This window comes from Providencia sp. PROV130 (genome assembly GCF_028482225.1).
GTDB lineage: Bacteria > Pseudomonadota > Gammaproteobacteria > Enterobacterales > Enterobacteriaceae > Providencia > Providencia rettgeri.
Genome location: NZ_JAMPQC010000020.1, coordinates 179,482 through 200,538 on the forward strand (window position 1 = coordinate 179,482; position 21,057 = coordinate 200,538).

The following is a 21,057-nucleotide window of genomic DNA, read 5'->3' on the forward strand; positions in this document are numbered from 1 at the left end:
AAACGGAGAGACATTATGTTTGAACCAATGGAGCTAACCAACGATGCGGTGATTAAAGTCATCGGCGTTGGCGGCGGCGGCGGCAACGCCGTTGAACACATGGTGCGTGAACGTATTGAAGGCGTTGAGTTCTTCGCTGTCAATACAGACGCACAGGCGCTGCGTAAAACCGCAGTTGGACAAACTATCCAGATCGGTACAGGTATTACCAAAGGTCTGGGTGCGGGTGCAAACCCTGAAGTCGGCCGTAATGCCGCTGAAGAAGACCGTGAGGCGCTGCGTAATGCTTTAGATGGCGCAGATATGGTCTTTATCGCAGCGGGTATGGGCGGCGGTACAGGGACTGGTGCAGCTCCGGTTGTTGCCGAAGTTGCCAAAGAATTGGGTATTCTGACAGTTGCTGTTGTGACTAAGCCTTTCAATTTCGAAGGTAAAAAGCGCATGGCATTCGCAGAAGCGGGTATCACTGAGTTGTCAAAACATGTTGACTCATTGATCACTATCCCAAATGATAAATTATTAAAAGTACTTGGTCGTGGTATCTCATTACTGGATGCTTTCGGTGCGGCAAATGACGTACTAAAAGGTGCAGTACAGGGTATCGCTGAGCTGATTACTCGCCCTGGTTTAATGAACGTAGACTTTGCTGATGTGCGTACTGTGATGTCAGAAATGGGCTACGCAATGATGGGGTCAGGTGTTGCTCGTGGTGAAGATAGAGCAGAAGAAGCGGCGGAAATGGCTATTTCTAGTCCACTACTTGAAGATATCGACCTGTCTGGCGCACGTGGTGTATTAGTTAATATCACGGCTGGTTTCGACCTGCGTTTAGATGAGTTTGAAACGGTAGGTAACACTATTCGTGCCTTCGCATCTGATAATGCAACGGTGGTAATCGGTACATCCCTTGACCCAGAAATGCACGAAGAACTGCGTGTCACTGTTGTTGCTACAGGTATTGGAATGGACAAACGTCCAGAAATTACTTTAGTTAGCAACAAGATGTCTCAGCAGGCGTCAATGGAACAGCGCTATCAGCAAATGCAAAATAGCATGTCTTCATTAACAGAAGAGAAGCCAGCGGCTAAAGCGGTCAACGACCAAAATACGCAAACAAATAAAGAACCAGATTATCTTGATATTCCTGCGTTCTTGCGTAAGCAGGCCGATTAATTTTATTTATATTGGTTTCTCCGCTTTTTGTGCTAAAATTTCCTACTGATTATCTTGTATGATGATCAGTAGGACTTATAACATTGCGAGAAAAATACGATGATCAAACAACGGACACTAAAACGTATTATTACAGCGACTGGTGTTGGTTTACATACCGGCAAGAAAGTTACGCTTACATTACGTCCAGCGCCGGCCAATACCGGGGTCATCTACCGTCGTACTGACCTTAATCCACCGGTCGATTTTCCGGCAGATGCGAAATCAGTTCGTGACACCATGTTATGTACTTGCTTAGTGAATGAAGATAACGTGCGTATTTCGACTGTTGAGCATTTGAATGCTGCCTTAGCAGGGTTAGGTATCGATAACATTGTTATTGAAGTCAATGCGCCTGAAATCCCTATTATGGATGGCAGTGCCGCACCATTTGTATTCTTACTGCTTGATGGCGGTATTGAAGAATTAAATTGTGCTAAGAAATTTTTACGTATAAAAGAAACAGTACGTGTTGAAGATGGTGATAAATGGGCTGAAATGCGACCTTATAATGGGTTTAGCCTTGATTTCACAATTGATTTTCAGCATCCAGCGATTGATAGTAGCACACAACGCTACTCACTTGATTTCTCAGCGGAATCATTTGTAAATCAAATTAGCCGTGCGCGTACTTTTGGCTTTATGCGTGATATTGAATATCTGCAATCAAAAGGCTTGTGCTTAGGCGGTAGTTTTGACTGCGCCATCGTTGTTGATGACTATAAAGTACTTAACGAAGATGGTTTACGTTTTGAAGATGAATTCGTTCGTCACAAAATGTTGGATGCAATTGGTGATTTATTCATGTGTGGGCATAACATTATTGGTGCGTTCACCGCATTTAAATCAGGCCACGCTTTGAATAACAAGCTGTTACAAGCAGTTTTAGCGAAAGAATCAGCTTGGGATCTCGTCACATTTGAAGACGAAGCTCAATTGCCTGTTGCATTTAAAGCACCTTCAACGGTGTTTGCATAAGACTTAATTATGCAGCTATCTTCGAAAGCTAATCGAAGTTAGCCCTTTCTGTTGGTTGCACTAGTACTCTCTCCGGCTAGTGCAGCCAGCCGCTCAAATCTTTCTTTTAATCCTTTCGGGCTATTCTCTGCTAATTTCAAAAGTGCTTGTGCGGTTTGTGTGCTTATCTGGCGCTCGTTCATTTTTTGACTCATCGAGGCCGTTTGCTTAGTTACTGAGCTATTTTGCCTCGATTTTCGCATAAGATCTGGATTGATTCTGATGTCGATAGAAGATAAAGATGGTAGAATGGACGTTCTTAATGCAGAAAGAAGATTGAGTTTTTCGTAATTAAGTCGGGTCATCCAACTGGCATTTGCCACTTCAATGACCATAATATTATTACGGTAGTTTGCAACACGGCACATGGGTTTGATTTCAGCCGGTAGTAACCCTTTTACAGTACGATTTAGTTTGATAATCGCTTTTGCATTACGCTGAATAGTTTGTAAAGTGTTCGATGATGTTGCTAATGATCCTTCAAGAACATCAAAAAGTGCTTGTGGATGACTATCTCTCATTTTTAGCTCCGGCTGAGAATGAAACAACGAATTACAAATAATAATTTTGTCACTTATTCATTATATAAGAGTTTGATGGGCATTTTAAATTTTTGGCGACAACTCGGAAGAAAATACTTTTGGTCCCACCTGCTATTAGGTGTGGTTGCCACGGGTGTCGGCTTGCCTACAATTTTAAATGCGTTATCAGAATCTCAACACACACAGGTTAACTCTTCCCCCGTTAATCGCCAGAGCCAAGCTGTTAATGCCTTTGACAATTTATTTTCTCAACAGAATTCTCAGCGCTCTTCATCATCATCGTCATCCTATTCAGTTAATTACTGGCAGCAACATGCAGTAAGGAATGTCATTCGGCAGCTTACTTTTGCTTTTTCGGCAACGGAAGACGATGATGTAAACACGGCAGCAGAAGAGACTGAAAAGCTTATTGTCCCACAGTTGATGCTAGATACGTTGTATGCCATGTTAGCACAGCGTTCACTTCAGTGGGATGAAAGTGTTATCCAATTTAGTCATTATAACTATCCCCATATTATTGCCTACCAACCTGCAATTTGGATTGCCCAAGTCCACGGCATTCGTGCCGGCCCGTTAACAGCTTAATCTTCATTGATGGCAAGCCAGCTTATTGCTGTGCTGTCTTGCGCCATAAAATTTAAAACAATTAATTTATTATTAGAGATTAAAATATGTTAACAAAGATTTTGACTAAAGTTTTTGGTAGTCGTAATGACCGTACGCTGCGCCGTTTACGTAAAGAAGTTGAAAAAATTAATCGTCTTGAACCCGATTTCGAAAAGTTATCTGATGATGAACTAAAAGCAAAAACGGTGGAGTTCCGTGAGCGTTTAACGAAAGGTGAAAGTTTAGAAAGCATCATTCCTGAGGCATTTGCAACTGTTCGCGAAGCAAGTAAACGTGTATTTGGTATGCGTCACTTTGATGTACAGCTTATCGGTGGGATGGTACTGAATGAACGCTGTATCGCAGAAATGCGTACGGGGGAAGGTAAAACATTAACGGCAACATTACCAGCTTATATCAATGCATTAAGTGGCAAAGGCGTTCACGTAGTTACGGTGAATGACTACTTAGCTAAGCGTGATGCTGAGAATAACCGTCCATTATTTGAATTCTTAGGTTTAACTGTGGGTATCAACCTGCCAGGTATGGCTCCACCTGCAAAACGTGAAGCGTATGCGGCAGATATTACTTACGGAACTAACAATGAATTTGGTTTTGACTACTTACGTGACAACATGGCATTTAGCCCTGAAGAGCGTGTTCAGCGTAAACTGCATTATGCTTTGGTGGATGAGGTCGACTCAATTCTTATCGATGAAGCACGTACACCGCTGATTATCTCAGGTCCTGCAGAAGACAGTTCTGAACTGTACCAAAAAGTAGATAAACTTATTCCATATTTGCAACGACAAGAGAAAGAAGATTCAGATACTTTCCAAGGGGAAGGTCATTTCTCTGTCGATGAAAAAGCACGTCAAGTGACCATAACAGAACGTGGACTAGTATTAATCGAAGAACTTCTCGCAAAAGAAGGCCTAATGGATGAAGGAGAATCTTTATATTCACCTTCTAACATCATGTTAATGCACCATGTAATGGCAGGCTTACGTGCTCACGCATTGTTTACCTTAGACGTTGATTATATTGTAAAAGACGGCCAAATTGTCATTGTTGACGAACATACGGGGCGTACAATGGAAGGGCGTCGTTGGTCTGATGGCTTACACCAAGCGGTTGAAGCAAAAGAAGGGGTTGAAATTCAAAATGAAAACCAAACCTTGGCTTCAATTACTTTCCAGAACTATTTCCGTTTATATGAAAAACTTGCAGGTATGACGGGGACTGCGGATACCGAAGCATTTGAGTTTAGCTCAATTTATAAACTTGATACAATTGTTATCCCAACTAATCGTCCAATGGTCCGTAAAGACTTACCTGACCTCGTTTATATGAACGAAGCGGATAAGTTTGCGGCAATTATTGAAGATATTCGTGAGAGAACCGCCAATGGGCAACCGGTTCTTGTTGGTACGATTTCTATCGAAAAATCTGAATTAATTTCTAATGCTTTGAAAAAAGCTAAAATTGCTCACAACGTTTTGAATGCAAAATTCCATGCAATGGAAGCGGATATCATTGCAAATGCAGGTCAAGCGGGTGCAGTAACGATCGCAACTAACATGGCTGGCCGTGGTACTGACATTATGTTAGGTGGTAGCTGGCAAACTGAAGTTGCAGCGCTAGAAGAACCAACTCAAGAGCAAATTGATGAAATCAAAGCAAACTGGAAAGTTCGCCATGATGCTGTTTTAGCCGCAGGTGGTTTACATATTATTGGTACTGAGCGTCATGAGTCACGTCGTATCGATAACCAGTTACGTGGCCGTGCGGGGCGTCAAGGGGATGCGGGTTCATCTCGTTTTTACCTATCAATGGAAGATGCGCTGATGCGTATTTTTGCCTCAGACCGCGTTACAGGAATGATGAAAAAGTTAGGTATGAAGCCAGGTGAAGCTATTGAGCACCCATGGGTGACCAAAGCTATTGCTAATGCACAACGTAAAGTTGAAAGCCGTAACTTTGATATCCGTAAACAATTACTTGAATATGATGATGTTGCAAGTGACCAACGTCGTGCGATTTATACTCAGCGTAATGAATTACTGGATGGCGGTGATATTAAAGAAACGGTTGATAGTATCCGTGAAGATGTATTAACCACTACGATGGATGCCTATATTCCACCTCAATCACTTGAAGAAATGTGGGACATCGAAGGGTTACACCAACGTTTAGTCAATGATTTTGACCTCGACTTACCAATCAAAGAGTGGTTAGATAAAGAGCCAGAGTTACACGAAGAAACATTGCGTGAACGTATTATGGCGAAAGCGATTGAAGTTTATGATCGTAAAGAAGAAATTGTTGGCGCAGAAGCGATGCGTAATTTCGAAAAAGGTGTCATGTTGCAAACATTAGACACATTATGGAAAGAGCACTTAGCGTCAATGGATTACTTACGCCAAGGCATTCATTTGCGTGGCTATGCGCAAAAAGATCCTAAACAAGAATACAAACGTGAATCTTTCAGTATGTTTGCGAACATGCTTGAAGCATTGAAATATGAAGTGATTAGTACTCTATCTAAGGTACAAGTTCGTTTACCTGAAGAGGTTGAAGCATTAGAGCAACAGCGTCGTGAAGAAGCTGAGCGTTTAGCGAAAAGGCAACAATTAAGCCATGAAGCGGGTGCTGAATCTTTAATGACTGAAACTGAAGCTAAAATAGCAACTCAAGGTCATAAAATTGGTCGCAATGACCCTTGTCCTTGTGGCTCAGGTAAAAAATACAAGCAATGTCACGGTCGCTTAAATTAATTTATTATTAACTCATTAATATAAAAAAGGCGGGGTAACCCGCCTTTTTGACGAAAAAATTATGGAAAAAAAACATTTGCATATCGCGGCTGGAATTATTCGTAATTCCCAGCAACAAATTTTTATTACTAAACGCCCTGAAGGCACGCATATGGCTGGCTTTTGGGAATTTCCAGGTGGAAAACTTGAGATTAATGAATCACCTGAAGCGGCATTAATTCGTGAGCTTGAAGAAGAAGTCGGAATTGTAGTGACTAAGAGCGAGTTATTTCATCGCGTTGATCATGAGTTTGATGACCGTTTCATTACGCTTTATTTTTTTATCGTTCCTGTGTGGGAAAATGAACCGTACGGTAAAGAAGGGCAAGATTCGCGTTGGGTTTGTCAACATGACCTTATTGCTGATGAGTTCCCACCGGCAAACCGTATTATTGTCGATTTATTAACGCAGAGAAGTGAATCAGCTTAATAGCAGATATCGATATTAAGTGGAAAATACACAATGATATATTTTCCACTTAATTTACTGTGTGGCGACTTAACGTTTTATTTATCTGGTTGTTCACTCCAGTCATCGCTGTCAGAGATATCCCCTTGACTAGCAATTCTTTTTTCCTCACTAGCCCACTCACCAAGGTCAATAAGTTGACAACGCTTACTGCAAAATGGGCGGAAAGGGCTGTTTTCATTCCAAACAACTATCTTTTTACATGTTGGGCAGTTTACTTCAATGATTTCACTCATAAATATCTATCTCTAGCTAGCAACAGGATAACTCAAAACTAATTACATCTGGAAGTATACCATTCTCACTGTCGATATGTAGAAAGCGTAAAGCAAATCGTGTTTTATGACCTGAAATTTGTGGGTAAATGAGGTGTTCAATTGGTAATTTGATACGCAGTAACTCTTTGCCCTCGACGTTATCTTGATAAAAACCATTATGAGATTCTTTTACCTCAAAATTGCCACTTTGACGAATTAATGTGAGGACTGTTTTTAATGCATTATTCAGAGGGTCAAGGCTTTGCAGCCATCCATTGATGGTTTTATTTCTTTCAATTTGTGGAATATTTAACCAAAGCTGTAAAGTGGGGAGGTCGAAGCCACAGCAGCCACCAGGGATGCTTAACCGTTGGCGCACCATACTAATAATTTTATCTGTTCGTAAATGGTGACCAAAACGTGAGGCTGACATCAATTTGGAAGTTGTATCAGATAACTGTTCCAGCAATGTAGAAATTAATTGGTTATCGGCATTAGGAGCCTCGGCCCAATTAGCTAATTGAACTCGTTGTTTTTCTAGCTCTTTCATGAGTTCAGAACGTACTTCTCCTCTATCAAGGATTTCAATTAATTCTGAAACAGAACGAAAAAAGGCAATACCAGTAGAGTAGGAAGTAATATTACTTAGCTCATAAATTTGAGATACAAGTGTTTCAAGGCGCAACCACGAACGAATTTTTTCATTCATTGGGTATTCATAAGTAATAAAATTTGTTGCAATTAATTCGCCCATTTTAATTCCTATTTTTTTATTTTTGCTAGTGTTAAGTACTGGTTATGAAAAGCGGCTACCTTGTCTGAGAGATCCGTGTCATGAGAATAGTTTGTTATTATATCATTCGCATAATCAAGTCGTTTTTCACGGCTGACTTGTGCATTAAGTATATTAGTAACTTGTTCTAAACTGGTCTTATCTCTTTTTAGAGTTCGTTGAATTTGTTCTTCAACAGTAACATCAACAACTAATACCCTATCTGCCAAATGATGAATATTATTTTCAATTAATAAAGGGACTACCCATAATACATAAGGATAATTTATTTGTTGAAATTGTTTTTGCGTTTCTTGTTGGATCAATGGATGAAGCAGAGAATTCAGCCATTTTTTTTCATCGGGTTTGGAAAAAACAATTTCTCTTAAGCGCTGCCTATTTAGCGCCCCGTTGGGAAGAATGACATCCTTACCGAAGTGGCGTGTAATGCTTTCTAGAGCTGGGCTGTTAGGCTCAACAACTTGTCGTGCAATCACATCCGCATCAACTAGGGGAACCCCAAGTTTAGCAAACTCGTTTGCAACAGTTGTTTTACCACTTCCAATACCACCTGTTAAAGCAACTATATAAGGCATATGATTATTCATTTACTCGTTGAAAAAAAACAGATTACACTGAAATAAATCATTTGTCTTCACCCAAAGTAATATTACTGTGAATAGGTTAAAAAACAAATCGATATATTATATCTTAAAGAAAAAATATAATATCTATCTTAAATTATTTATAACTCAGTTATAACATTACCTAAATTAAATATAGGTAGATACATTGCTAGCATGACGATACCCACGAGTATAGCAATTAAAACGAGTAAAATGGGTTCAAGATTTTTTAGGTTTTTTTCGGTAATGAAAATATATTGTTCTGAATAATATTTGAATAAATAATTGGAAAAATAGTGTATTTTTCCAGATTCTTCAGCAATAGACATTAGCTGTACAGCTAAATCAGGAAAAAACTTAGTTTGCCTCATAGCATAGGAGAGTAATTCTCCTTTATGTACCGACATATGTACGTGTTTGCAGTCTTTGTTATATTGATTATTATTAATGGTTTGAATAGCGCACTTTAAGCATTCAGATAATGATAACCCTACATTAATAGTTGAATGCATCGTTAAAAAATATAAACTTAAATTATGAAGTTGTAATGATTTTTTTAATATAGGTAAATGCATTATTGTTTTTTTTAATAAGGTCAGTGCCTTTTCCTTGTATTTAAATATGAAAGGTAATAAAAATAGAATAAGACTAAGTAAGTAGGGTAAATATTCCCTTAGGAAACTTGATATGAAAGTTATAGTTTTTGTAATGAGTGGTAGTTCGTGTCTAACATTTTGATAGATACTTTCAAATTGGGGAACAACATAGGTCATCATAATGACTAATAATATTATAGAAAAAGATGATAGAATTATTGGGTATCGTGTCGATTTATTGATGAGTAAAGATACTTTATTGTTATGCTCTAAAATTGAATTGATTGTACTAAAGCTTTCCTCGTACTGCCCTGTTTTCTCGGCAATGCTAATAATACTGATTACTGTGTCATTAAAGATGGTAGGATATTGTTTTAAATATTGTGAAAATTTCTCTCCCTTTTCAATATGGATTATTGAATTTTCAATGATATCAGTCCAAAAGGGAAGGGGGCAGTTAGTATGCAATATTTTTAAACATTGTATTAGGTTAATACCTGATGATGATAATAAAGATAATTGATGAAAAAAATGAATTCGATAATTAATGTTTTTCTTATCTAATGTAAATAATGTTTTTAATTTTATTTGTATAGGAATTAAATTTCTTTCAGATATGTTGATAAAAGCATGTTTTTTACTTTTTGCTACTAGTGTACTGTGTTTTAATTGATTTTTAAAATCAATGGCGATATATGAATAAATAAACATGTTAATTTACTCCATTTCCGATAATAGAATAGATTTCTTGAAGCGTGGTTTCACCCATTTCAACGCATTCTATACCTGCATTAAAAAGGCTAACAAAATTATTTTGGTTTTCTAATGTATTATTTTTAAGGATTTCACAGATATTGCTTTGATCTATGTATTCATAAATTGCAGTTCTTCCCATAAAACCAGAAAAACAAAGCTCACAGCCTTTTGAGGACCATTCATTGATTATATGGTTATTATGCAATTCAGTTTTTGTAGGTATTGTTTCTTTGCAGTGAGGGCAAAGTTTTCGTACCAACCTCTGTGCAATAACCATTTTTAAACAGGATTTAAGTTGACTATTTTCTATCCCCAATTGATTCATTCGCTCTATAGCACTAATTGTACAATTGGTGTGCAATGTTGACAAAACTAGATGACCAGTTTGAGCCGCTCGGGTCGCAATCTTAGCAGTTTCTTCATCACGGATTTCACCAATCATAATAACATCAGGGTCTTGCCGTAGAAGTGCCCTCAAAATAAAAGAAAAATTAAGTTTGTATTTTTCATTGACTTGGGTTTGGTTGATCCCTTGTAGGGGGATTTCAATAGGGTCCTCAATGGTTGTTATATTTCTTGAGGATTGATTTAAATATTCTAGATAACTATAAAGTGTTACTGTTTTACCACTTCCTGTTGGCCCTGTGACTAAAATTAATCCTTGTGGACGATTTAAATATTCTTTTAACCGCTCAAGAAGGGAAGAGCACATCCCTATGTGCTCTAAAGAATATTTTAATTGCGTATTCAAAATACGTAAGACTAACTTTTCACCATGAATGGTCGGAATACTCGAAAGGCGAATGCTATAATTTTGTCCGTCAAAGTACCAATTCATTTGACCATCTTGTGGAAGCCTTTTTTCCGCAATATTCATTTTTGCAAGTATTTTTATACGAGCAATGATCTCACTATTAATTTCATAAGGGGGAGAAGAAATAAAATATAGCTTCCCATCTACACGTAATCTAATTTTTAACCCCTGTTTGGTTGGCTCAAGGTGTATATCAGATGAGCGTTTATGAACCGCTGTTTTTAATAATTCTTCAACGAAATTAATAGCCGGTGATGACGTGTTTAATAGTTCAGGCTCTTGTGATTGATAATTTGTTTCCTCCTCATTTATTTCATGTGCTGTGTTATTAAAATAATGGTCTATTTTTTCTTTTGGCCAAATGTCATAACAAACAGGGACACTAGCAATAAATTTCAATGTGGCTATTAAGTTATCATCTGGTTTTTTAACAACAGCGATAGATAACCTTTTTTGATTATAATCGATGATTATAATGTAGTTTCTATCGCATAAACTTTTAAGTTCTTTATAAATAAATTGGTCATTTTTGGTTATATTCATAAATATTCCCAATTAAAAGATAAATGTTTTTTCACATAATGATTTTAAGTTAGCATTAGTTTTATTTTCGCAAACAACTGCCCAATTAAAGGGTTTATCTAAGGTTGGAAGGGTTGGTGTTAATGTGACTTTTAAATCTGATAATGATTTATCAGTAGAAAACGTAATAACCCCAGATTTAACTTCTATTTTACTAATATATTTCCCCGTTATATTGGTAGGAATGTCATCATTACCTCCATTACATTGTAATAAGTTTCCTCGATTAAAACTGCATATTTCTATACTGTTCTTATAAGGAATAACGGTCTGGAGTACATCGGTAATTGCTGCTTTTTGCATATAGCTTTGATAGCCAGGGATCGCAATAGCACTTAGAATTGATATAATTGCGATTACTACCATAATTTCAATGAGTGAAAATCCTTGTTGATTCATTAATAAAAACCTCCGTTGTTAAGTGAGGTTTTATCATAATTAGATTTTTTAGTTAAAGTTAGAGGTTAAAAAAAGCAGTGCGAAGCACTTTGTAAATGTTTATTGAAAAATAAATTAGATTGCATTTTTATTCGAGCAGCTTCGCAATAAATAATAAAGATAAAATAGAAAGTGGGATTTGTTGATAAATTAAGTGAAGATAAATGCGCCTGTTTTGTATTCACGGGTAAGATCAATAGAGATATTACCCGGAGCAATAATTCAATCATTAATTATTTAGTTTACTTTTATAATGTGTCCAATCAAAAAATGGGCCAGGATCTGTTTTGCGACCAGGAGCAATATTACTGTGGCCGGTAATATTATTTTTAATTAGTGGATACTCAATTATAAGTAAATTAGTTAAATAAGTAAGGGATTGATATTGTACTTCGGTAAATGGCTCAAAATCAGTGCCTTCTAGTTCAATACCAATAGAAAAATCGTTACATTTTTCTTGGCCTTGGTAGGAAGACTGCCCAGCATGCCAAGCTCGTAAATGAAAGGGGACATACTGAATGATGGTGCCGTCACGGCGTATTAAGCAATGAGCTGAAACGCGAAGATGTTTAATTTCATTAAAAAATGGGTGTTCATCAGGGTTTAAAGTCCCTGTAAATAATTGATTTATATAAGGGCCACCAAATTGGCCAGGTGGAAGGCTGATATTATGAATGACTAACAGAGAAGGTATGGTATTCGTGGGGCGCTCATCATGATGTGGAGAAGGGATATGAGTCACATTATTTAGCCAACCATTGTGTATTTTCATATCGTTATCCATAGTATTCTCTTTTCTTTTTTTGTTAACACTCGTTATCTGCATACGAAAAGATTAGCATAGATGAAACAAAGCGAGTGCATATTTTGGAGTTAAAAATGACGATACGGCGATATGATGAACAGCGAAGACGTGAAATGCTTTTTGAGCGGTTACAAATTGATATTCCTTTTATGGTCAGTGTGGCTTTGAAAGAAGATTTAGGTCAGTCTATTGATTATAAAAAAGATATCACTGGTCAGCTGTTAAACATAGATGCGCAAGCGAGTGCTCGAATTATTACCCGCGAACATGGCGTTTTTTGTGGGAAGCAATGGTTAGATGAGGTCTTTCTTCAACTTGGCGGGCAAGTCAAAATTGATTGGAAAGTTCAAGATGGTGAAACCGTTACCCCTAACCAAGTTCTCTGTGAGATGCAGGGGCCATCACAAATTTTACTAACAGGTGAGCGCACCTCTTTGAATTTCATTCAAACGCTTTCTTCTGTTTCAAGTATAACTGCTGAATATGTAAAACAAATCGCAGGTACAAGAGCGAAGTTACTTGATACACGTAAAACGATCCCAGGCTTAAGGACTGCTTTAAAATATGCAGTATTGATGGGGGGTGGGTTTAACCATCGCTTAGGTTTATCTGATGCCTACTTAATAAAAGAAAACCATATTATATCAGCTGGTTCAGTCGAACGAGCTGTTGAATTAGCGCGTAGCGCGCATCCAGATGTCCCAATAGAAATTGAAGTTGAAAGTTTAGATGAGTTATTACGAGCCTTAAAAGCGCAAGCGGATATCATCATGTTAGATAACTTTACTCCAGTCATGATGAAAGAAGCTGTGGTGTTAACGGCAGGAAAGGCTGCACTTGAAGTTTCTGGCGATGTTACTTTAGACACAATAACAGAGTTCGCAGAAACAGGGGTTGATTTTATTTCTGTTGGTGCGCTAACCAAACATATTAAAGCCATGGATTTATCTATGCGTTTTATTGATAAAAATCATTAAGCTATATGGTGTGACACACCAAGCTATCTCAGCTGAGATCCTAAGTTATAGTATTGTTGATGTAGCTTTATCTTGAGTAGCTGTTTACGTTAAGCAGGTTTTAGGAATCTAGCTCACTTGTTAACTAACAGTATCTTGGTGTTGATTTAAATCTTTATGGGGTTACAACAAAATATTTTGTAGCCCCTAGTCAGTTGGCGCATTATGCAGTTCCTTTATCCACCTATCAATTGAAACATTACAACGCTATTTTATTTTCTACATCAACTTTATTCTAAGATGATAAGGGATAGATTTGAGTGTAATTTAACCAAATGAATTTAAGTTAAGTTTAAAAGCGGTTGTGAATTTAACGATTTATTAACATCATTGTGGTCTTGATGAGTAAAAAGTACTGCCAATGGCATTATTTGGTTAAATAATTACTATTAATGAATTTAAATTCAATTTATTGGTTGTTTTAACGATTCAGTTTCTATTTTAAAGCATAATAAGTCGGTTTTAATGTTAAAATATGTCATGTCAAATTGCATATTTAGTTATCAATTCATGCTAAATATTAAAAAAAATTGTTAAGATTTGCAGGATTTTATGATTTAGCGCAAGGTCTTTATGGACAGATAGTGAATACTTTGTTACTTTATTAACCCATAAATAAATTGGTATTACCAATTAACACTGGGTAATACGTAATCAATAATTACTCACTCATGAATATGGCAGATTATGACTTACGGTAAAATTCGCCAACCAAAGTTATCAGATGTAATAGAGCAGCGTCTCGAACATCTTATTTTCGAAGGGACACTACGCCCTGGCGAAAAGCTGCCTCCTGAGCGCGAACTTGCAAAACAGTTTGACGTATCTCGGCCATCAGTGCGTGAAGCAATTCAAACGTTAGAGGCGAAAGGCCTTTTATCTCGCCGCCAAGGTGGCGGAACATTCGTGCAAAAGAAAATGTGGCAAAGCTTTAGTGACCCTTTAGCTCAGCTACTTGAAGGCAATCCTGAATCTCAATTCGATCTTCTTGAAACTCGTCATGCCCTTGAAGGTATTGCTGCGTATTATGCGGCACTTCGTGGTACAGATGAGGATCTTGAGCGGATTCGGCAAAGCTATGAATTAATTAAGACAGCGCAAGAAAATGGTGGATTAGAAGCAGAGTCAGATGCGGTATTACAATATCAATTAATTGTAACTGAAGCTGCTCATAATGTCGTTTTGCTGCACCTATTGCGCTGTATGATCCCGATGTTAGAACAAAATATTCGTCAGAATTTTGAGTTCTTATATACCCGTAAAGAAATGTATAAAGCAGTTAGTGAACATCGAGCACAGATTTTTGCCGCTATAATGGCAAGAGAGCCCGAAAAGGCACGTGAAGCTTCTCATCGTCACTTAGCCTTTATCGAAGATTTACTGTTGGATATTAGCCGAGAGCAAACTCGCAGAGAACGTTCTTTACGTCGGTTACAGCAACATCCTGATTTGAATTAATAATATAGATCCTGACTGCTGCGTCTATATTATTGTGAATACTCTAATTGAGAGTTAAAGCGGCAACTACATCAGGGCCTATCTTCCCGCTGTTTTACGGCAACTGGAAAAATAGCAGGAAGATAGGCTCCACATAAACATATAAAATAGATAACAGATAAGGAATACACCATGTCAGATATGTTAAAAAATGACGTGGATCCGATTGAAACTCGCGACTGGCTACAGGCGATTGAATCGGTCATCCGTGAAGAAGGTGTTGATCGTGCTCAGTTTATTATCGAACAGGTATTAAGCGAAGCGCGTAAAGGCGGTGTTAATATTGCCGCTGGCGCATCTGGTCATTCTGATTACATCAACACAATAGCTGTTGAAGATGAGCCGGCATACCCTGGTAACATGGATTTAGAGCGCCGTATTCGCTCTGCAATTCGTTGGAACGCAGTAATGACTGTTTTACGTGCTTCCAAAAAAGACTTAGAGCTGGGTGGCCACATGGCTTCTTTCCAGTCATCAGCAACTTTGTATGAAGTGTGCTTTAACCACTTCTTCCGCGCGCATAATAACAATGACGGCGGGGACTTAGTCTTCTTCCAAGGCCACATTTCTCCAGGTATTTACGCACGTGCGTTCTTGGAAGGTCGCTTAACTGAAGAGCAAATGAATAACTTCCGTCAAGAAATTGGTGGAAATGGTCTGTCTTCTTATCCACACCCTAAATTAATGCCTGACTTCTGGCAGTTCCCGACCGTATCAATGGGTCTGGGGCCAATTAATGCTATCTATCAAGCTAAGTTCCTGAAATACCTTGATAATCGCGGACTGAAAGATACATCAGCTCAGCGCGTATATGCATTCCTTGGTGATGGTGAGATGGATGAGCCAGAATCTAAAGGTGCAATTACTATCGCCACTCGCGATAAATTAGATAACTTAGTATTTGTTATCAACTGTAACTTGCAACGTTTAGATGGCCCAGTTACAGGTAATGGTAAAATTGTTAATGAACTAGAAGGTATCTTTAATGGTGCTGGCTGGCAAGTTATCAAAGTTATGTGGGGCGACCGTTGGGATGAATTACTGCGTAAAGACACGAGCGGTAAACTTGTTCAATTAATGAACGAAACCTTAGACGGTGACTACCAAACCTTTAAATCACGTGACGGTGCATACGTACGTGAGCATTTCTTTAATCGTTACCCAGAAACTGCAGCATTAGTTAAAGATATGACTGATGATGAAATTTGGGCTCTGAACCGTGGTGGTCACGATCCGAAGAAAGTGTACGCAGCATTCAAAAAAGCACAAGAAACTAAAGGCAAACCAACTGTTATTTTAGCGCAAACCATCAAAGGCTATGGTATGGGTGAAACTGCAGAAGGTAAAAATATTGCTCACCAAGTGAAGAAAATGAACATGGATGGCGTTCGTCATTTCCGTGATCAATTCAATGTACCAGTTGCTGATGAGCAAATTGAAAAACTGCCATACATTACGTTTGAAAAAGATTCCGAAGAGTACAAATATCTGCATGAGCGCCGTCAAGCGTTAGGTGGTTATTTACCCGCTCGTCGCTCAACCTTTGACGAAAAATTAGATATCCCTGCACTGGCAGATTTCAGCCAATTATTGGAAGAACAATCTAAAGAAATTTCAACAACTATCGCGTTCGTTCGTGCGCTGAACGTCATGTTGAAAAACCAATCGATCAAAGAGCGTTTAGTACCAATCATCGCTGATGAAGCGCGTACATTTGGTATGGAAGGCCTATTCCGTCAAATCGGTATCTATAGTCCTAAAGGTCAGCAATATACTCCGCAAGACCGTGAGCAAGTTGCTTACTATAAAGAAGACTCGAAAGGTCAAATCCTGCAAGAAGGTATCAATGAGCTGGGTGCGGGTTCTTCTTGGTTAGCGGCTGCGACATCATACAGCACTAACAACCTGCCAATGATCCCATTCTATATCTACTACTCAATGTTTGGTTTCCAACGCATTGGTGACTTGATGTGGGCAGCGGGTGACCAGCAAGCACGCGGTTTCTTAATCGGTGGTACTTCAGGCCGTACAACACTGAATGGTGAAGGCCTACAGCATGAAGATGGCCATAGCCATATTCAATCACTGACTATCCCTAACTGTATTTCTTATGACCCTGCATTTGCTTATGAAGTTGCTGTCATTATGCAAAACGGTTTAGAGCGTATGTACGGTGAGAAACAAGAAAACGTTTACTACTACATCACGACGCTGAATGAAAACTATCACATGCCAGCAATGCCAGAAGGTGCAGAAGAAGGTATCCGTAAAGGTATCTATAAACTGGCTTCTGTTGAAGGTAGCAAAGGTAAAGTTCAGTTGTTAGGTTCAGGTTCTATGATGCGCCACGTGCGTGAAGCCGCTGACATTCTGTCTGCAGAATATGGAATTGGTTCTGATGTCTATAGTGTGACTTCTTTCACTGAATTGGCTCGTGATGGCCAAGACTGTGAGCGTTGGAACATGCTGCATCCATCTGAAGCACCACGCGTTCCATACATTGCACAAGTGATGAATGACGCACCAGCCGTTGCATCAACTGACTACATGAAACTGTTCGCAGAACAAGTTCGTACATATGTTCCTGCAAGTGATTACCGTGTTCTGGGTACAGATGGTTTCGGTCGTTCAGACAGTCGTGAAAACCTGCGTCACCACTTTGAAGTGGATACATCCTATGTGATCGTTGCAGCGTTAGGTGAATTAGCTAAACGTGGTGAGATTGATGTAAAAGTCGTTGAAGAAGCGATTAAAAAATACAACATCAACCCAGATAAAGTTAACCCACGTTTGGCATAAGAGGTAAAAATCAATGTCTATTGAAATCCAAGTGCCTGATATCGGTGCTGATGAAGTTGAAGTCACCGAAGTGATGGTTAAAGTTGGCGACAAAGTAGAAGCGGAGCAATCACTTATTACCGTTGAAGGTGATAAGGCTTCTATGGAAGTCCCATCTCCACAAGCGGGTGTGGTAAAAGAAATTAAAATTGCTGTTGGCGATAAAGTGACAACAGGCAAATTAATCATGGTATTCGAAGCAGAGGCGGGCGCCGCAGCGCCTGCTCCTGCAGAAGCCCCTGCGGCTCCAGCGGCTGCACCAAGCGCAGCAGCATCTAAAGATGTTGCTGTACCAGATATCGGTGGCGATGAAGTTGAAATTACTGAAATCATGGTTAAAGTCGGTGACAAAGTAGAAGCTGAGCAATCTTTAATTACAGTTGAAGGTGATAAAGCCTCAATGGAAGTTCCTGCGCCATTTGCTGGAACGGTCAAAGAAATCAAAATTGCGACTGGCGATAAAGTGAAAACTGGCTCGCTGATCATGGTATTTGAAGTTGCAGGCGCGGCACCTGCTGCGGCTCCTGTTGCACAAGCAGCTACAACCGCTTCAGCAATTAAAGATGTTAATGTTCCTGACATCGGCGGCGATGAAGTTGAAGTTACCGAAGTGATGGTCAAAGTGGGTGATACTGTTTCCGCTGAGCAATCAATCATTACGGTTGAAGGTGACAAAGCCTCAATGGAAGTACCAGCGCCATTTGCGGGAACAGTTAAAGAAATTAAAATTGCGACTGGCGATAAAGTGAAAACTGGCTCGCTGATCATGACCTTTGAAGTGGCAGGTGCAGCACCAGCAGCGGCTCCAGCTGCTCAACCGTCTGCTCCGGCTCCTGCGGCAGCTCCTGCACAAGCAGCGCCAGCTAAAGCAACTGACAACAAAACTGAATTTGTTGAAAATGATGCATACATCCATGCAACTCCAGTTATTCGCCGCTTAGCGCGTGAATTTGGTGTTAACTTAGCGAAAGTGAAAGGTACAGGCCGTAAGGGCCGTATCCTGCGTGAAGACGTTCAAGCTTACGTGAAAGATGCAGTAAAACGTGCGGAAGCGCCTGCAGCTGCAGGTGGCGGTTTACCAGGTATGCTGCCATGGCCGAAAGTGGATTACAGCAAATTCGGTGAAGTCGAAGAAGTTGAACTGGGTCGTATCCAAAAAATCTCTGGCGCTAACTTAAGCCGTAACTGGGTAATGATCCCACACGTTACGCTGATGGAAGAAGTGGATACCACTGAAGTTGAAGAGTTCCGTAAGCAACAAAACAAAGAAGCTGAGAAGAAAAAACTGGATGTGAAAATCACACCATTAGTTTTTGTCATGAAAGCGGTTGCTCGTGCTCTGGAAGAAATGCCACGCTTTAATAGCTCCATTTCTGAAGATGCGCAGCGTCTGTTCCTGAAAAAATATATCAACATCGGTATTGCAGTTGATACTCCAAATGGCCTCGTTGTTCCTGTCTTCAAAGACGTTAACAAAAAAGGTATTTTAGAGTTATCTCGCGAACTGATGGAAGTTTCTAAGAAAGCGCGTGCAGGTAAACTGACTGCGTCTGATATGCAAGGTGGCTGCTTCACCATTTCTAGCCTTGGTGGTATCGGTACAACTGGTTTTGCACCAATCGTGAACGCACCTGAAGTTGCTATTATGGGGCTGTCACGTTCTTCAATGAAACCTGTTTGGAATGGTAGCGAGTTTGTTCCTCGCCTGATCCTGCCAATGTCACTGTCCTTTGACCACCGTGTCATCGATGGGGCTGATGGAGCGCGCTTCATCACCCTAGTAGGGCAATTAATGAGCGATATTCGCCGTTTAGTGATGTAAATAATAAGACCGGCGAATAAGCCGGTCTGTCTTATTTAGGCTGAGGCAGAATTTTTTGCTGCTGCTACGAAAGGTTGGGAGTTACATCACGAAATGAGCCTTTTCAGGGTGTTAACAATTCTGTAAACTGCTCTCGGTGTGTACTTTTCCAGTGGAAGATCGTTTATTCAGCAGTACCGCTGGACAAAACAAAAAGAGGTCATGATGAGTACTGAAATTAAAGCCCAAGTCGTTGTGCTTGGTGCAGGCCCTGCAGGCTATTCTGCGGCTTTCCGTTGCGCTGACTTAGGTTTAGAAACTGTTTTAGTAGAACGTTATTCAACCCTTGGTGGTGTTTGCTTAAACGTTGGTTGTATCCCTTCTAAAGCTTTACTTCATGTTGCAAAAGTGATCGAAGAAGCAAAAGCTTTAGCAGAACACGGTATCGTTTTTGGTGAACCAAAAACTGACATTTCCAAAGTTCGCTTATGGAAAGAAAAAGTGATCAATCAGCTGACGGGTGGTCTGGCTGGTATGGCGAAAGGCCGTAAAGTTAACGTGGTTAACGGTCTAGGTAAATTCACTGGTGCAAATACACTGGTTGTTGAAGGCGAAAACGGTAGCACGACTATCAACTTCGATAACGCAATTATTGCAGCGGGTTCACGTCCAATTCAATTACCATTCATTCCTCATGAAGACCCACGTATTTGGGATTCAACCGATGCATTAGAACTGAAAGAAGTTCCTGAGCGTCTACTGGTTATGGGTGGAGGTATCATCGGTTTAGAAATGGGAACTGTGTATCATGCACTGGGTTCTCAAATTGATGTGGTTGAAATGTTTGACCAAGTCATCCCAGCGGCTGACAAAGATGTGGTTAAAGTATTCACCAAGCAAATCAGTAAAAAATTCAACCTACTGTTAGAAACTAAAGTCACAGCTGTTGAAGCGAAAGAAGACGGTATCTACGTATCTATGGAAGGTAAAAAAGCTTCCGCAGAACCACAACGTTATGATGCTGTATTAGTGGCAATTGGCCGCGTTCCTAACGGTAAAAACTTAGATGCAGGCAAAGCAGGCGTTGAAGTTGATGATCGTGGCTTTATCCATGTCGATAAACAAATGCGTACTAACGTCCCGCACATTTTCGCTATCGGTGATATCGTTGGTCAACCAATGTTGGCTCACAAAGGTGTTCACGAAGGTCACGTTGCTGCAGAGGTTATCTCTGGTCTGAAACATTACTTTGACCCGAAAGTTATCCCATCTATCGCTTATACTGAACCAGAAGTTGCTTGGGTTGGTTTAACTGAGAAAGAAGCGAAAGAACAAAACATCAGCTATGAAGTTGCGACTTTCCCATGGGCAGCATCAGGCCGTGCAATCGCATCTGACTGCTCTGAAGGTATGACTAAACTGATTTTCGACAAGCAATCTAACCGTGTTATCGGTGGTGCGGTTGTCGGTGTGAACGGTGGTGAATTACTGGGTGAAATCGGCCTAGCAATTGAAATGGGCTGTGATGCTGAAGATTTAGCATTGACTATCCATGCTCACCCAACACTGTACGAATCAATCGGTATGGCTGCTGAAA

At 39.6% G+C, this 21,057-nt stretch carries 18 protein-coding genes; 10 read left to right on the forward strand and 8 right to left on the reverse strand.

Annotated features, from left to right (window positions below; genetic code table 11):
* Positions 1-15: 15 nt before the first annotated feature.
* Together ftsZ and lpxC are read left to right on the forward strand one after the other, a co-directional pair.
* A complete protein-coding gene (ftsZ, locus tag PSF28_RS14770; RefSeq protein WP_004262022.1) occupies positions 16-1,173 on the forward strand; it encodes a cell division protein FtsZ in 1,158 nt (385 codons plus the stop codon).
* Between the two features lie 99 nt (positions 1,174-1,272).
* A complete protein-coding gene (gene lpxC, locus PSF28_RS14775; protein ID WP_004262020.1) occupies positions 1,273-2,190 on the forward strand; it encodes a UDP-3-O-acyl-N-acetylglucosamine deacetylase in 918 nt (305 codons plus the stop codon).
* 38 nt (positions 2,191-2,228) lie between these two features.
* On the opposite strand, the gene PSF28_RS14780 is transcribed toward lpxC, so the two are convergent.
* Positions 2,229-2,750 carry a DUF721 domain-containing protein gene (locus PSF28_RS14780; protein WP_210837390.1) on the reverse strand — a complete coding sequence of 174 codons (522 nt, stop codon included), beginning with the start codon at positions 2,748-2,750 and terminating at the stop codon, positions 2,229-2,231.
* 75 nt (positions 2,751-2,825) lie between these two features.
* On the opposite strand from PSF28_RS14780, the gene secM reads away from it, so the two are divergent.
* The 3 genes from secM (at position 2,826) to mutT (ending at position 6,623) form a co-directional block, all read left to right on the forward strand.
* Entirely contained in the window at positions 2,826-3,356 is a 531-nt protein-coding gene (secM, locus tag PSF28_RS14785; RefSeq protein WP_004913160.1) for a secA translation cis-regulator SecM, read from the forward strand.
* An 86-nt stretch (positions 3,357-3,442) separates the two neighbouring features.
* On the forward strand, positions 3,443-6,154 hold the full coding sequence (gene secA, locus PSF28_RS14790; protein ID WP_210837389.1) for a preprotein translocase subunit SecA: 2,712 nt from the start codon (positions 3,443-3,445) through the stop codon (positions 6,152-6,154).
* 61 nt (positions 6,155-6,215) lie between these two features.
* Positions 6,216-6,623, forward strand: a complete 408-nt coding sequence (gene mutT, locus PSF28_RS14795) for an 8-oxo-dGTP diphosphatase MutT (protein WP_210837388.1) — start codon at positions 6,216-6,218, stop codon at positions 6,621-6,623.
* A 77-nt stretch (positions 6,624-6,700) separates the two neighbouring features.
* On the opposite strand, the gene yacG is transcribed toward mutT, so the two are convergent.
* From yacG to ampD, 7 genes are all read right to left on the reverse strand, one after another.
* Entirely contained in the window at positions 6,701-6,898 is a 198-nt protein-coding gene (gene yacG, locus PSF28_RS14800; RefSeq protein WP_004262008.1) for a DNA gyrase inhibitor YacG, read from the reverse strand.
* 16 nt (positions 6,899-6,914) lie between these two features.
* Positions 6,915-7,673: a cell division protein ZapD gene (zapD, locus tag PSF28_RS14805; RefSeq protein WP_210837387.1), complete on the reverse strand. Its 759-nt coding sequence runs from the start codon at positions 7,671-7,673 to the stop codon at positions 6,915-6,917.
* Between the two features lie 8 nt (positions 7,674-7,681).
* The gene (coaE, locus tag PSF28_RS14810; RefSeq protein ID WP_210837418.1) at positions 7,682-8,287 is read right to left on the reverse strand and encodes a dephospho-CoA kinase; all 606 of its coding nucleotides are present in this window, start codon (positions 8,285-8,287) and stop codon (positions 7,682-7,684) included.
* A 149-nt stretch (positions 8,288-8,436) separates the two neighbouring features.
* The gene (locus tag PSF28_RS14815) at positions 8,437-9,624 is read right to left on the reverse strand and encodes a type II secretion system F family protein (protein WP_272685258.1); all 1,188 of its coding nucleotides are present in this window, start codon (positions 9,622-9,624) and stop codon (positions 8,437-8,439) included.
* A 1-nt stretch (position 9,625) separates the two neighbouring features.
* Complete coding sequence (locus PSF28_RS14820) at positions 9,626-11,026, reverse strand: ATPase, T2SS/T4P/T4SS family (protein WP_210840474.1); 1,401 nt, start codon at positions 11,024-11,026, stop codon at positions 9,626-9,628.
* 12 nt (positions 11,027-11,038) lie between these two features.
* On the reverse strand, positions 11,039-11,464 hold the full coding sequence (gene ppdD / locus PSF28_RS14825) for a prepilin peptidase-dependent pilin (RefSeq protein WP_210840473.1): 426 nt from the start codon (positions 11,462-11,464) through the stop codon (positions 11,039-11,041).
* A 268-nt stretch (positions 11,465-11,732) separates the two neighbouring features.
* Positions 11,733-12,275, reverse strand: coding sequence for a 1,6-anhydro-N-acetylmuramyl-L-alanine amidase AmpD (ampD, locus tag PSF28_RS14830; protein WP_110732286.1), 543 nt, complete (start codon positions 12,273-12,275; stop codon positions 11,733-11,735).
* Between the two features lie 107 nt (positions 12,276-12,382).
* Here ampD and nadC point away from each other — a divergent pair, with 107 nt between their 5' ends.
* The 5 genes from nadC to lpdA all read left to right on the forward strand — a co-directional run.
* Positions 12,383-13,285 carry a carboxylating nicotinate-nucleotide diphosphorylase gene (gene nadC, locus PSF28_RS14835; RefSeq protein WP_272685259.1) on the forward strand — a complete coding sequence of 301 codons (903 nt, stop codon included), beginning with the start codon at positions 12,383-12,385 and terminating at the stop codon, positions 13,283-13,285.
* 726 nt (positions 13,286-14,011) lie between these two features.
* On the forward strand, positions 14,012-14,782 hold the full coding sequence (pdhR, locus tag PSF28_RS14840) for a pyruvate dehydrogenase complex transcriptional repressor PdhR (protein ID WP_004261987.1): 771 nt from the start codon (positions 14,012-14,014) through the stop codon (positions 14,780-14,782).
* A gap of 171 nt (positions 14,783-14,953) precedes the next feature.
* Positions 14,954-17,620 carry a pyruvate dehydrogenase (acetyl-transferring), homodimeric type gene (aceE, locus tag PSF28_RS14845; RefSeq protein ID WP_004913119.1) on the forward strand — a complete coding sequence of 889 codons (2,667 nt, stop codon included), beginning with the start codon at positions 14,954-14,956 and terminating at the stop codon, positions 17,618-17,620.
* A gap of 13 nt (positions 17,621-17,633) precedes the next feature.
* On the forward strand, positions 17,634-19,481 hold the full coding sequence (aceF, locus tag PSF28_RS14850) for a pyruvate dehydrogenase complex dihydrolipoyllysine-residue acetyltransferase (RefSeq protein ID WP_272685260.1): 1,848 nt from the start codon (positions 17,634-17,636) through the stop codon (positions 19,479-19,481).
* Positions 19,482-19,685: 204 nt separating this feature from the next.
* A partial coding sequence (gene lpdA, locus PSF28_RS14855; RefSeq protein ID WP_272685261.1) for a dihydrolipoyl dehydrogenase occupies positions 19,686-21,057 on the forward strand: 1,372 nt, incomplete at its 3' end.

What these genes read in the sequence shown, in the direction of transcription:
- aceE (WP_004913119.1), top strand. Translation starts at nt 14,954, where the DNA reads ATGTCAGATATGTTAAAAAATGACGTGGATCCGATTGAAACTCGCGAC.
- nadC (WP_272685259.1), top strand. Translation starts at nt 12,383, where the DNA reads ATGACGATACGGCGATATGATGAACAGCGAAGACGTGAAATGCTTTTT.
- secA (WP_210837389.1), top strand. Translation starts at nt 3,443, where the DNA reads ATGTTAACAAAGATTTTGACTAAAGTTTTTGGTAGTCGTAATGACCGT.
- lpxC (WP_004262020.1), top strand. Translation starts at nt 1,273, where the DNA reads ATGATCAAACAACGGACACTAAAACGTATTATTACAGCGACTGGTGTT.
- PSF28_RS14815 (WP_272685258.1), bottom strand. Translation starts at nt 9,624, where the DNA reads ATGTTTATTTATTCATATATCGCCATTGATTTTAAAAATCAATTAAAA.
- secM (WP_004913160.1), top strand. Translation starts at nt 2,826, where the DNA reads ATGGGCATTTTAAATTTTTGGCGACAACTCGGAAGAAAATACTTTTGG.
- yacG (WP_004262008.1), bottom strand. Translation starts at nt 6,898, where the DNA reads ATGAGTGAAATCATTGAAGTAAACTGCCCAACATGTAAAAAGATAGTT.
- coaE (WP_210837418.1), bottom strand. Translation starts at nt 8,287, where the DNA reads ATGCCTTATATAGTTGCTTTAACAGGTGGTATTGGAAGTGGTAAAACA.
- zapD (WP_210837387.1), bottom strand. Translation starts at nt 7,673, where the DNA reads ATGGGCGAATTAATTGCAACAAATTTTATTACTTATGAATACCCAATG.
- mutT (WP_210837388.1), top strand. Translation starts at nt 6,216, where the DNA reads ATGGAAAAAAAACATTTGCATATCGCGGCTGGAATTATTCGTAATTCC.
- ftsZ (WP_004262022.1), top strand. Translation starts at nt 16, where the DNA reads ATGTTTGAACCAATGGAGCTAACCAACGATGCGGTGATTAAAGTCATC.
- pdhR (WP_004261987.1), top strand. Translation starts at nt 14,012, where the DNA reads ATGACTTACGGTAAAATTCGCCAACCAAAGTTATCAGATGTAATAGAG.
- ppdD (WP_210840473.1), bottom strand. Translation starts at nt 11,464, where the DNA reads ATGAATCAACAAGGATTTTCACTCATTGAAATTATGGTAGTAATCGCA.
- PSF28_RS14820 (WP_210840474.1), bottom strand. Translation starts at nt 11,026, where the DNA reads ATGAATATAACCAAAAATGACCAATTTATTTATAAAGAACTTAAAAGT.
- PSF28_RS14780 (WP_210837390.1), bottom strand. Translation starts at nt 2,750, where the DNA reads ATGAGAGATAGTCATCCACAAGCACTTTTTGATGTTCTTGAAGGATCA.
- ampD (WP_110732286.1), bottom strand. Translation starts at nt 12,275, where the DNA reads ATGAAAATACACAATGGTTGGCTAAATAATGTGACTCATATCCCTTCT.
- aceF (WP_272685260.1), top strand. Translation starts at nt 17,634, where the DNA reads ATGTCTATTGAAATCCAAGTGCCTGATATCGGTGCTGATGAAGTTGAA.